This window comes from Bacillus cereus group sp. BfR-BA-01356 (genome assembly GCF_022663635.1).
Lineage (GTDB): Bacteria > Bacillota > Bacilli > Bacillales > Bacillaceae_G > Bacillus_A > Bacillus_A cereus.
The window spans coordinates 18019-30102 of record NZ_JAKUFX010000020.1; the positions used below are offsets into that span (position 1 = coordinate 18019).

A 12084-nucleotide genomic window follows, 5' to 3' on the forward strand; every position below is an offset into this window, starting at 1 on the left:
GATTACTATGGAAGAAGTATTACACATAAAAAACGTCTCAAAAGTATATGAGGGAAAAGTCCCTCATACTGCTTTAAAAAATATAAATTTACACGTGGATAAAGGTGAATTCGTTGCCATTATGGGACCATCTGGTAGCGGGAAATCTACATTTTTAAACGTTATCTCTACAATCGATTCTCCGACTTCTGGTGATGTCGTGATTAACGGAAAAAAACCGCACACATTTCGTAGAGAGAAGTTAGCTATTTTCCGCCGCCAAGAGTTAGGATTTGTTTTCCAAAACTTTAACCTACTAGATACACTAACAATCGGTGAAAATATCGTACTACCTTTAACATTAGATAATGTTCCATTAAAAGAAATGGATGAAAAGCTTGATAACATTTCAAAAAAGCTTGGAATTGATCATATTTTGGACAAGCGTATTTTTGAAGTTTCCGGGGGACAAGCACAGCGTACCGCAGTAGCACGTGCTGTCATTCATCATCCTTCACTTCTACTTGCCGATGAACCGACAGGAAACTTAGATTCAAAAGCGGCAATTGACGTAATGGAGCTATTTACGAAATTAAATAAAGAAGAAGATGCAACGATTTTAATGGTTACCCATGATCCGTTTGCAGCAAGTTATTGTAACCGTGTTATTTTCATTAAAGATGGAGAGCTTTACAATGAACTACACCGCGGATTGTACCGTGAGAAATTTTATCAAGAAATATTAGATGTTTTAGCATTATTAGGAGGAAGACGTGGATGACATTTTGGCAATTCGCATTTAAAAATGTCTCACGTAATTCGAAAGCATATTTCGCTTATTTCGTAAGTAGTGCGTTTTCGATAATGGTTTTCTTTTCATTTACTGTATACGCGTATCATCCGCGCTTACAAATTATGAATAAATTACAAGAACAAGATCCGCTCATGAACTTAACCGGCATGGCACAGTTTGTTATCGTTTTGTTCTCGTTCTTCTTTCTCTTATATTCTATTGGGACGTTTTTAAATGTACGGAAACAGCAATTTGGCGTTTTAACTGTTCTCGGTATATCTCAAAAACAATTAAAACGTCTTTTGTTTACTGAAAATATGATCATTGGAATGCTTGCTATTTTTGCTGGTATTCAAGGCGGTCTTGTTTTTTCTAACTTTTTCTTACTCGTTACTTCTAAATTAACAAACGCAAAAGGCCTCTATTTATATTGGCCTACAGAAGCAATTATCGTTACAACAATAACTTTTATTATTTTATTTCTTATCGTATCTACGTTTACACCGATGTTCATTCGTACTCGTAAAACAACTCGATTAATTAAAAATAATAAAAAGGAAAAAAACGAAAAAAGACCGTCTATACTCATTTCACTATTTGCCTTAATTTGTTTAGGACTATGCTATTATATTGCTGGTTATCCGCAAAGTTATATAACAGAAAAAAATTTACAAAACGGCTCTGCCCTCCTTATTATTTTATCTATTTTGCCGCTCGTAGTGGTGGGAACATATTTATTCTTTTCACAAACGTTTCTTCTCTTTATCTTTATTTTGAAAAAGCGGAGAAAGTTTTATATGAAGCAAATAAATATGTTATGGATTTCAGATTTAGCTAACCGTACTCGTAGTAATATTAATGTACTCTTTATCGTTTCTATGCTATCTGCACTTGCATTTACGATTATTATCGGATTATTTGCTACTAATAATAATACGAAAGCAATGATATTAGAACGCCGTCCTTTCCCCTTCACATATACGTCTACAGGGGAAAATGCACTTGAACAAAAACATATTGCTAAAATTGAAACGGAGCTTACAAATGCTAATTTTCAATACAACAAACATAAGTCTACATTGTTAAAAGATACCGCTTTAAAAGAAGACATTGCTCTTATGAAAATGAGTGATTATAACACGCTTGCGAAACAATTAAGGAGACCCGAAATACATCTTGATTCTACACAAGTTTATATTATTTCTCGTTACTCACCAGAGCTCTTAAATCTTGTATCAAATCCATTCGCAAAACAAAATACAATTACAATTGGATCTAATAAAAAAGAATTTCATATTAAAGGATTTATTAATAAATCAATTGAACCAGCCTTCGCATTCCCTTATTTAATGGTTGTACAAGATGATGTATTCAATAATATGATTCCTCATATTGAAACAACCATAGTGTATAATTACTTCGTTGAAAACTGGGAAAATGCGATTGCTCCTACGAAAAATATATTAAAACATATTAGAAATGATACAGATAACTTCTATGAGGCACACAAAAATGCGGAAACTGATTTTCAACCCCATTTAATATTTATACAGCGGCCGATGACCTAAAATACAGCAAAGGAAATTCAATTGCTACTTTCTTTATTTGGGCATTTCTCGGCTCTATTTTCTTTATCGGAGCAGCTAGTGTTTTATATTTCCGTATGTATAATGACTTAACAACTGAGAGACAAAAGTATATTACGATTACAAAGCTTGGTTTAACAGAAACAGAAATGTTTCGTTCTGCAACGATTCAATTAGGAATTTTATTTTTCGTCCCTTACATCGTTGCTGGTATTCACACGTTATTTGCAGTTAAGTTTTTACAAAGCATGTTCTCTTTCTCATTACTAAAAGAGACATGTATCGTACTCACCTTTTTCGGGATTATCGAGATCATTTTCTTCTTCTTAATCCGTTCTCTGTACATTAATAAATTATCACAGCATATAAAAATATGAATAAAATGGCCTTGTGCGTATTGCACAAGGCCATTTTCAATAGTTTTTAATAATTAGCAGCAATATCCGCCGTAGCCGCCAGCATAACCGCCATAACCACCATAGCCACAACCGCCGCCTCCGCCGAAGCAGCTAGCACCGATGATAATTAATAAAATAAACAATACGATTAGAAGCGCAAAACCGCCTCCGCAACCATGTCTGCGGTTACAATCATCATGTCTGTGTTCACACTTTTCGCTCATTACCCTATTCCTCCTTTAGTATCATTCATAACAAGTTCACCTTGCTCTAAATGAGGGGATTCCATTTATATTATGTTTTCAGGGCGAATAGGAAGCTTGGCTTACCTAAAAACGGGCTTGTTTCAGAAAATGAGCCTTATCAAGATGTAGGTATAAAACATTTGACATACTAATAATTTCTTACTAATATTTAATTGAACGATCAATTAATTTTTTGATTATACATTCAAATTATATAAATCAGGAGTTGAATAGCGTGACTGATTCTTTTATTGCAGAGGCTAGGCGTGAACAAATTATTCTTGCATGTATTGATACATTAGAAGAGGTTGGATATAACAACTTAAGCTTAACGAAGGTGGCAAAAAAGGCTAAGATTAGTACCGGACTTATTTCTTATCATTTTAATGATAAGCTTTACCTTATGAATCGCACATTACAATTTTTAGTTGCCAAGCAACATGAATTTATTAGTAATCGAGTGCTATTAGCTCAATCTGAAATAAATAAACTAGAGGCTTTTATTGAAGCACATTTGGCTTATCAAGAAACTCATTACAAAAATAATATTGCCTTAATTGAGATTGTCTTTAATGCAAGAAATGAAGAGAACGTTCCTTATTACAGAATCGAAGACGACGAAGAGGAGGATGCTCTTAGAACGATGTTATTAGATATTTTGAAGACTGGTCAACAAAATGGCGTGTTTTCCGATTCTTTCCAAACCGACACATTAGCTTCATTTATTTTAGGAGCAATCGAAGAAAGAATGCTGAAGGCAAATTCATCTATATCCATAGAAAATTACTCAGATGAGCTCATAAAAATGGTGAAGAAACTCACTGTTTAAAACATGCCTGGTTAAAAAAAATATATAAGAAAGGATGAACTACACATGAAAAAGGCATCTGTCATTGGATTAGGTTTTTTAGAAAAATTACTTGCTATAGCAAGTCCCATCCTTTTAGGCGTTATTGGATATTTTTCCCCTAAATTAATAGAGATTATAAAAAAGATTCCTCTCTTTTCTGATTCAAAAATTATAGAACTTTTACATTCTATTAACCCCTTCTGGCTTCCTATTATCCTCATGCTAATTGGTGTTATTGCAGGAATTTTATTTTCTTTAATTATTTATATTGAAGCTTTAAAAATGAACATTACTTCGGAAAGCATTCACGTGAATAAGGACGATCAAAAGAAACAAATCACCAGATCAAATGTAAAAGCCGTTTTTGTAGATAAGCGTCAAGTGGTTATCATTGATCAAGAAGACCGAGAATGGTTACGTGAAACATCTGACATTACCCCAAGCAAAATTAAAGATACTTTCTTAATGCACGGCTTCCCCTGGGTGGAACAAGATCCTTATAAACATGAGTATAGCTTATGGAAATTAGAGGATGAGCGATTTAATAAAAGCATAAATACTATTTTGTATGAAAGACGAAATGCCCTTCGAGAAGGAAACTCGAAAAAAAAGAAGCATTTACGCAAAGATTTGAATGAGCTAGGAGTCTTTGTCAAAGACGATGGAGAAGATCAGTATGTCCGTTCCATTAAGTAATAGAAAGCACAAAAAACGAATAAAACCTACAGAGAAATTACATTTCCTCTGTAGGTTTTATTCGTTTAAATCTGATCTCCTCTCCTAAAGAAACATATTCAACAAAAGAGCAAAACCAAATGCAATAAATGATAACAATGTCTCGAGTACCGTCCACGTTTTAAACGTTTCCTTCACCGTCAAACCTAAATACTCTTTTACAAGCCAGAACCCTGCATCATTTACGTGAGAAAACATCAATGATCCTGCACCGGTTGCAATAACAAGCAACTCTAAATTCACACCAGACATGTGCTGAATAACTGGTGAAACAATCCCTGCTGCTGTCGTTAATGCTACTGTCGCTGAACCTGTTGCAATTCGAATTAATCCAGCTACCATGAAAGCTAATACAATTGGTGATAACGATATATGTTCTGCCATTTGCGCAATGGCCGTTCCAACGCCACTTTCAATTAATATTTGTTTAAATCCACCGCCTGCACCGATAATTAAAATAATGGAACCGACCGGTAATAAACTTTCGTCTGTTAATTTTTTAATCATCTTTTTATTAATTCCTTGTTTGATACCAAGTAAATAAAATGCTGCGAAACATGAAATAAGTAAGGCGATTACTGGACTTCCTATAAACACGAAAAATTCAGTCATTTTTTTCGGTAATGAAATATATGGTGCAACTACTGATAAAATCATCAATACAACTGGTAGTAAAATAATAAAGAATGAAACTTTACGACTCGGCAAATCAGTTGAGACAGTCGTAACTCGAATAAGCTCTGGTTCATTTTCAGGTATAACCCTTTTATGTACCCACTTTGCAAATATCGGTCCTGCGATAATGGCTGTTGGTAACGCGATAATTAATGAATATAAAAGTACCTTTCCTAAGTTCGCGTTATAAATACCGATTGCTGTCATCGCCCCTGGATGCGGAGGCACGAGCCCGTGAACAATAGATAATCCTGCAATGACAGGTAACGCAATTAATAATATATTTTGCTTCGTCGTTTTTCGAATGGAAATAACAAGTGGTAATAAAATGACGATCCCCACTTCAAAAAACACTGGAATCCCTATAACAAATCCTGCAAATAACATAGCCCAAGGTAGTTTCCTTACACCGAAAAATCGAATAAAGAAATCTGCCACTTGCATGCCGGCCCCTGAATCGGACATCATTTTCCCTAAAATTGTTCCGAGAGCTAAAATACCAACTAAATGCCCTAGTACACTACCAACACCAGTTTCATAGGCAGTCACTATTTTCGTTAAGTTCAGTCCAGACATGATAGCTAAAAACAAACTCGCAACTGTTAAACTAATAAATGCATGCCATTTCCACCATGATACCCCTAAAATAACAATCGCAATTGCAAGTAACGTGACGATTAATAAGTATATATCCATCTCCCATTCTCCTTACTTTATAAAGTGAAACTTTAATCAGTGGGGGTTTTGTTCATCCCCCACTGATTATTAGTTGAACCAATCGGACGTTTATGGACAGTTGATCTCCCACCTAACTTCTTTGCTCCAACTGAATTTTGAGGTGGGAGTTTTACTGTCCGTTAACGCGGGATAAAAAAAGAGGGAAAATCCCCTCTTTTTTATACGTCATAATTCACTACATAATGCTGCATTTCTGTATTGTAGTAGCCTTCGCTATATTCAATTATTTCGCCAACTTCATCGTAAGAATAACGCATGCGTTTTAATAGCGCTGTCCCCTCTTTTTCACCTAGCGCTTCTGCAACGAAAATAGGCGCGAGTCCAACAGCGAATTCATCTCTGAAGTTTTCTAAATGAATACCTCGGTCTTCAACTAAATCATAAAGCGATTGCAAGTCAAAATCCGATAAATCTGAACTTGCCATTCCTGCTGAGAAATAGTGCGTATAATGAATGTACGGTGCATCATTTAACGTATATAAACGTTCAATACGAAAACTCTCCTTACCGAATAATCGAAATGGCACTGTTCCTTCTTCATTCTGCACAATTTCTGCTTTTAGCAATTTCTTCTGTACTTTATATCCTTCTTCCACTAACACTTCAGTAAATTTCTTACCCTTTGACAGTTTTGTCGCAGAAGTATTGCGGATGACTTTCGTTCCTTTACCGCTTTTCTTTTCCAAATATCCTTCTTGAGCGAGTTCTTTAATCGCATTTCGCACTGTAATTTTACTCACTTTGAACTCTTCTTCTAACTGCGGTTCGGAAGGAATATTCGTATGAATCGCATATACACCATGCAATATTCGATCACGAATAATATTTTTTATTTGCAAATATAATGGTCCTTTTTTTCTCGTTACGTTCACCGTTACACCCACTACCTTTCTACATCACCTACTGATGCCGTCATTGCCCGAAGTATATCCTTCTCTGATGACATTGGCGTATCACCGACGATTGTATGTGCTAGCATTCCAGCTGCTGACGCAAATGAAACAGCTTTCTCTGGTGCGAACTCCTTTATCTCGCCATGAATAATTCCGCTCGTATAAGCATCTCCAGCACCTATTCTATCATATACAGAAAACGTAAGTGTTTTTGCAAAAGTGAACGTTCCATCTTTACATATAAACCCGCGAAGCGAATGTGTATTATCACTGTTAATAGAGCGATGAGTACCAGCGATTGTAGCGATATGATACGTTTCAGCTACCTTTGGAATAAGATCAACAAGTTGCGCCTCTCGCTCCGTTTCTTCGGTTTTTATTCCTAAAACAAACATTGCATCTTTTTCGTTCATCATAACGATATCAGCAAGTCCCAGCATTTCTTCATAATGCGGTTTTGCCTGTTCATATCCGTCTTCTCCCCAAAGTGATGGACGATAATTACAATCAAAAACGACGGTTCCTCCGTTTTCTTTAACTGCTCTCGCTAAAGACTTCATATGATGGCGCACCGTATCATTCATCGCAAGTGTAATACCGCAAAAATGAACGATATCAATTTCCTTAGCAATTTCTTCAAATTGGTACATCTCTTCAGACGCCGTATTGAAGCTACTTTCTAGTCGATTCGAATACGTAACGCGGCTTGCACGTGCACCGAATCCATTTTCTAAAAAATACATACCTACATATTTACCGCCTCTTGAAACAAGAGAAGTTTGAATCCCTAACTTTTGAATGTAAGATACAGCTGCATCTCCAACCGAATTTTCCGGTAAAGTTGAAATAAGAAGCCCTTCATGCCCTAAGTGAGAAAGTGCCGCTGCAACGTTCACACCTGTACCTGAAAATGAGTAATTTAACGTGTTAGCTTGCGACAACAATTCATATCCAGGTACTTGCAGGCGCATCATTACTTCGCCGAACGCTGCAATTTTCTTACGCATATTGATCAACTAGCTTCTTCACGACTGCTAATAATTCACGCACATCTTCTACTTTCGTGTTACCAGTTTCTTTATCAATAATAGAAGAGTACACGTGCGGGATAACTTGCTCTACATTTGCTTCAAGCGCAATACGTACAATTGTTTCGAAGTTTTCTTTATCAATTCCGCCTGTTGGCTCTAATGCGAATCCTTCTTCCGCACAAGCTTTCGCAACTGCGCGATATTCTTCTTCGTGAGCTAGCCCTTTCATTGGGAAGTACTTCAATGAATTTCCGCCCATATCACGTACAAGTGCGATCGCTGTTTTAATTGGAACGATTGCTTTTTCTTCTCCAGCCGCACTAATTGGGCCAGTAGAAATATTTACGTAACCTACTTTTCCTGTTGGCGATACTAAACTATTAATCCAGCTATCTTTTTCGCCAAGATTTGCACGTGTCGCTCCAACTGAAGGGAACACTTGGTTAATATGACTGCCAGGATAATGCTTCGCAATTTCAGCGACAACTGCCGCTTGGCGATTATCTCCTGCACCTAGTCCGATTGATACAGCGTCATCAATTTCTTTTCCGTATGCTTTCATCGCTGTAACAGCTTCTTCTACAGTTGCATAATCTTTTGATAAAACACCTACTACTACATATCCTTCTGCTGCTTCAAAAATATCTTTCGCATTTTGGATATTGTTTGCCAATACATTTAATGCTACGCGGTCTTTATAAAAACGTTTTTGAATGTTTGTCATTTTAGTTTCCCCCTACAATTTCTCTCAATTTTTCTTCAATCACATATATGTCATCACCTTGAAGTGGACGTGGATCAATATCAAAGAATCCTTGTCTTACTCCGTAATCACGTGTATAAATGGCAATTTCCCCTTCGCGTAATGCAGTCACAACATCTTTTGCTGATTTATTTAATTCTTTCTCGTTAATATGAATACGAGCTCGAAAGATTGCTCTTCCAGCTTCATCTTGAACGATCGTTACATTTACACCATTTAATTCTTTTAGCGGCATAAGTATTTGTAGCAATTCTTTTTCTTGCTCGCTCTTATCTTCTTTTACTCCGTACTCATCAAGTGCTTGAAGTAAACCAAAAGTTGTTTCTTTCCCAACTTTCATGCTTCTTCCAATGCAATGTAATTGCACTTTCAGCCATTCAATATACTTTCTTTTACCGCCCACAATACCAGAAGTAGGTCCTTCAATTGCCTTTGAACCGCTATAAATAGCAAGATCTGAATACTTCACATATTTTTGAATGTCTTCTTCAGCTGCTGCATCCACGATAAGTGGTACTTTATTTCGCTGCGCAACTTCCCATGCTTCTTCAACAGAAATCATATTTTTTTGCACTGCATGATGTGATTTCACATACAGAATCGCTGCTGTATTTTCACCAATTGCATCTTCAATATGCTCTGCTTTCCCTTCATTTGCATAGCCAACTTCTACAAGTTTACCGCCGCCTAAGTAAATCATCGTTTCAACAGGAGCACCGTATTGAACGTTATGACCTTTTAACATAATCACTTCGTTTTTCGCGATTACTTCTTGATGAAGTCTTTCACTTTTACGGTGATTTCCTTCTGTAACGATACCAGCGATAGAAAGCGCAATTCCACTCGATGCTGAGTTCACAACGACCGCTGCCTCTGAATCTAGAATTCTCGCAATATGGTCTCCCGCTTTATCTACTAAATCAGTAATTTCCACATAATTTTGTCCCCCATGTTTCATCGCATCCATTACTGTATCTGTAGGAGCAGATACACCTAAAATACTCATTCTACCGCTCGCATTAATTACTCTTTTTAATCCGTACTTAGCATTCAATGAATGACCCATTAATTACAACCCCTTTCGTATCAATCCTTCTTTCAGCAATGCGCTGATCCCCTTCTGAATCAATTAACGTAACCTTCTCATCTTTCACCGTAAATAAAGTTAAGTTTGCAATATCTCCTTCTTGAATGCGGCCAAGCTCTGGTTTTTTCAGCCACTCTGCTGCATTTTTCGTAACCGCGTCAATTACTTCTTCTAGCGGATAACCTAAGTAAAGGAATTTCGAAAGAACGTGAGCCATACTATACACGGGACCATGCACGCGATTCTTCCGGTAAATATCTGTACTAATCGTATTAAAAGCAATACCGTGATGCTTCGCCGCCTCTGCTACTTTAAAAGAAAAACTAGCATTACCGTGACCAACATCTAAATGAACACCACGCTTCACTGCATCTAGTAATACAGGTAGCGGTTTCCCTTCTTCATCAAATAAATTATTTTCTTTCCCGTTTAAGTAATGTGTAATCACATCATCTTTTTCTAAAAGAGGTACAACTTCCTCTATACGGGGAGGCGCTGAACCGATATGTACCATAATCGGTAATGATGTTTCTCGAGATAAAGCGCGCGCTACATGCAGCGGTTCAATTCCACTATCACAAACGACACTTTTACTCATTCTCGCCTTTAACCCAACGATTACATCTTTATACTTTTCTACTGCTTCTATCGCTTTCTCTTTATCTATCCATTCCATATTGGATAATTCATCAATTCGTTTCAAACCGATGCGAGAAATATTTAAAAAGGCAAATAAATTTGTCTTTGCCTGCTCTCTACTTTTTACTAAATCTGCAATGCGATCAGCACCGCAACTACCCGCATCAACAATTGTCGTTACCCCTTGCTTAACGCCAATTTCATCTACCTCATCGCCATACGGATCAAACTCTGGAAAAGCGTGAACGTGCAAATCAATCCAGCCACTCGATACGTAAGTACCAGAGTAATCAAGAACCTTTCCAGCCTCGCCAGCACCAGCTTTCGTCACCTGTGCGATTTTGTTATTTTCAATTACAATGTCAATCTCTTCCCCGTTCACACGTTTCACATTACGTAGTACGAATCGTTCTGTCATTGTATTTCCACCCTTTTCTATAAGAAGCCATAAGAATACGCTTACATTAAAGTTTCATTTTTATATCTCTTTCACACGTTTAGCGTAACACAAAAAAAGGGAGAAGTAAATATAACGTTATAATGTTTAAAAATACATAAAAAGATGCTCCTCCAAAATGCAATAGTATAGGAAATTATATCAACGATTTTTTGAATATATCTATCATAACTTACAATATATCAACGATTTTTCAATTATATCTATCATAACTTATAATATATTAACGATTCGACAAAGAATATCGATTTACCGACAAAAAACGTCACTTCCTTTCTTATATAAGAAAAGGCTGTTCCAAATGGCACAGCCTTTTTCTCTATTCCTGAACCGTCACAATAACCCCATCCATATTGTTCCCGGAAATTTCATACTGCTTGTTTGCTGGAACGTTCACTTTCGTATTCTCAGAAACTTTATAATAAGAAACAGTATATTTCTTACCTTCTACTTCAGTTGAAACCTCTTTTTCCTCTTTTAAAAACTCTAAATATTCCTCTAGTGTAAAATTCTTTTTTTGCATAATTGCGCTATGAGGTAGGCCGACATAACGGATATGCCATGGCTCATATTGAATTCCAGTAATGTTACTTTTATTTTTCGGATAACGTAATACAAAGCCATGCTTCCATACGTTCTCTTCAATCCATTTTCCTTCAGGCGCTTTCTCCATTTTCTTTTGAGTAGACCCAATGTCCAGTGATAATCCTAAATTATGTTCACTGTATCCTGCTGGAAGTGCATAATCAGATCCCATTTTTTCATATAGCTGTTTTTGCTCTTGGAAATCTCTATAACCACTACTAATCAAAAAATGGTTAACACTTTCTTTTCCAGCCGCATCGACAACGTTCAAAAACTTTTTCACAACATCCTTTGATAAACGAAGATTTCTATCAAATATTACATAACCTCTTACTAATTCACTATTATGATTTACATTTATAATATCAGACCTAATACTATCTTTTTTTACTGGATAATCCCTGTTAACTAATAATAAATCGCCCTTATAAATTTGTTCCTTCGTAATCTCTTTCCCCTCGGTGTTTGCCGCCTTTACTAGCTCATCTTTCCCGACAATTTTAACATCGATTTCCTTTTGAAATAACGGTGATATATAAACGCCTACACATACTGTGAATGCTATAAAAAAAGAAATAAATACCCACTTTTTCATTTCTAGTTCCTCCTTAACGTAACTTACGTATAGAA

11 protein-coding genes and 1 pseudogene are annotated in these 12084 nt (G+C 36.3%); 4 read left to right on the top strand and 8 right to left on the bottom strand.

The window, feature by feature from the left end; translation table 11 throughout:
* Positions 1-7: 7 nt before the first annotated feature.
* Both MR168_RS09875 and MR168_RS09880 read left to right on the top strand, forming a co-directional pair.
* Positions 8-760 (top strand): ABC transporter ATP-binding protein, encoded by a 753-nt coding sequence (locus MR168_RS09875; protein WP_000393250.1) that lies wholly within the window; start codon positions 8-10, stop codon positions 758-760.
* Positions 757-2735 (top strand): annotated as a pseudogene (locus MR168_RS09880) (FtsX-like permease family protein). Before MR168_RS09875 ends, MR168_RS09880 begins: the two are co-directional and overlap by 4 nt.
* A 53-nt stretch (positions 2736-2788) precedes the next feature.
* Here MR168_RS09880 and MR168_RS09885 read toward each other — a convergent pair.
* Positions 2789-2980 carry a YjcZ family sporulation protein gene (locus tag MR168_RS09885; protein WP_001290392.1) on the bottom strand — a complete coding sequence of 64 codons (192 nt, stop codon included), beginning with the start codon at positions 2978-2980 and terminating at the stop codon, positions 2789-2791.
* A gap of 256 nt (positions 2981-3236) precedes the next feature.
* On the opposite strand from MR168_RS09885, the gene MR168_RS09890 reads away from it, so the two are divergent.
* On the top strand, positions 3237-3830 hold the full coding sequence (locus MR168_RS09890) for a TetR/AcrR family transcriptional regulator (RefSeq protein ID WP_000132248.1): 594 nt from the start codon (positions 3237-3239) through the stop codon (positions 3828-3830).
* A gap of 45 nt (positions 3831-3875) precedes the next feature.
* Positions 3876-4547, top strand: coding sequence for a YqeB family protein (locus MR168_RS09895; protein WP_086411537.1), 672 nt, complete (start codon positions 3876-3878; stop codon positions 4545-4547).
* A gap of 84 nt (positions 4548-4631) precedes the next feature.
* Here the strand turns inward: MR168_RS09895 and gntP are convergent, their stop codons facing one another.
* From gntP to MR168_RS09930, 7 genes are all read right to left on the bottom strand, one after another.
* A complete protein-coding gene (gene gntP, locus MR168_RS09900) occupies positions 4632-5957 on the bottom strand; it encodes a gluconate permease GntP (protein WP_000356182.1) in 1326 nt (441 codons plus the stop codon).
* A gap of 200 nt (positions 5958-6157) precedes the next feature.
* On the bottom strand, positions 6158-6883 hold the full coding sequence (locus MR168_RS09905) for a GntR family transcriptional regulator (protein WP_000539276.1): 726 nt from the start codon (positions 6881-6883) through the stop codon (positions 6158-6160).
* Positions 6883-7899 (bottom strand): sugar kinase, encoded by a 1017-nt coding sequence (locus MR168_RS09910; RefSeq protein WP_006915669.1) that lies wholly within the window; start codon positions 7897-7899, stop codon positions 6883-6885. The genes MR168_RS09905 and MR168_RS09910 overlap by 1 nt, the downstream gene beginning before the upstream one ends.
* On the bottom strand, positions 7892-8647 hold the full coding sequence (gene dagF, locus MR168_RS09915; protein WP_000181896.1) for a 2-dehydro-3-deoxy-phosphogluconate aldolase: 756 nt from the start codon (positions 8645-8647) through the stop codon (positions 7892-7894). The genes MR168_RS09910 and dagF overlap by 8 nt, the downstream gene beginning before the upstream one ends.
* 1 nt (position 8648) lies before the next feature.
* The gene (locus MR168_RS09920; RefSeq protein WP_242291244.1) at positions 8649-9752 is read right to left on the bottom strand and encodes a DgaE family pyridoxal phosphate-dependent ammonia lyase; all 1104 of its coding nucleotides are present in this window, start codon (positions 9750-9752) and stop codon (positions 8649-8651) included.
* Positions 9730-10830, bottom strand: coding sequence for an amidohydrolase/deacetylase family metallohydrolase (locus MR168_RS09925; protein ID WP_016123507.1), 1101 nt, complete (start codon positions 10828-10830; stop codon positions 9730-9732). The genes MR168_RS09920 and MR168_RS09925 overlap by 23 nt, the downstream gene beginning before the upstream one ends.
* A 358-nt stretch (positions 10831-11188) precedes the next feature.
* Entirely contained in the window at positions 11189-12049 is an 861-nt protein-coding gene (locus MR168_RS09930) for a D-Ala-D-Ala carboxypeptidase VanY (protein WP_000759402.1), read from the bottom strand.
* Positions 12050-12084 lie beyond the last annotated feature (35 nt).

Excerpts from the sequence above, each read along its gene's own strand:
- MR168_RS09875 (WP_000393250.1), top strand. The coding sequence starts at position 8 with ATGGAAGAAGTATTACACATAAAAAACGTCTCAAAAGTATATGAGGGA.
- MR168_RS09885 (WP_001290392.1), bottom strand. The coding sequence starts at position 2,980 with ATGAGCGAAAAGTGTGAACACAGACATGATGATTGTAACCGCAGACAT.
- MR168_RS09895 (WP_086411537.1), top strand. The coding sequence starts at position 3,876 with ATGAAAAAGGCATCTGTCATTGGATTAGGTTTTTTAGAAAAATTACTT.
- gntP (WP_000356182.1), bottom strand. The coding sequence starts at position 5,957 with ATGGATATATACTTATTAATCGTCACGTTACTTGCAATTGCGATTGTT.
- MR168_RS09910 (WP_006915669.1), bottom strand. The coding sequence starts at position 7,899 with ATGCGTAAGAAAATTGCAGCGTTCGGCGAAGTAATGATGCGCCTGCAA.
- dagF (WP_000181896.1), bottom strand. The coding sequence starts at position 8,647 with ATGACAAACATTCAAAAACGTTTTTATAAAGACCGCGTAGCATTAAAT.
- MR168_RS09920 (WP_242291244.1), bottom strand. The coding sequence starts at position 9,752 with ATGGGTCATTCATTGAATGCTAAGTACGGATTAAAAAGAGTAATTAAT.
- MR168_RS09925 (WP_016123507.1), bottom strand. The coding sequence starts at position 10,830 with ATGACAGAACGATTCGTACTACGTAATGTGAAACGTGTGAACGGGGAA.
- MR168_RS09930 (WP_000759402.1), bottom strand. The coding sequence starts at position 12,049 with ATGAAAAAGTGGGTATTTATTTCTTTTTTTATAGCATTCACAGTATGT.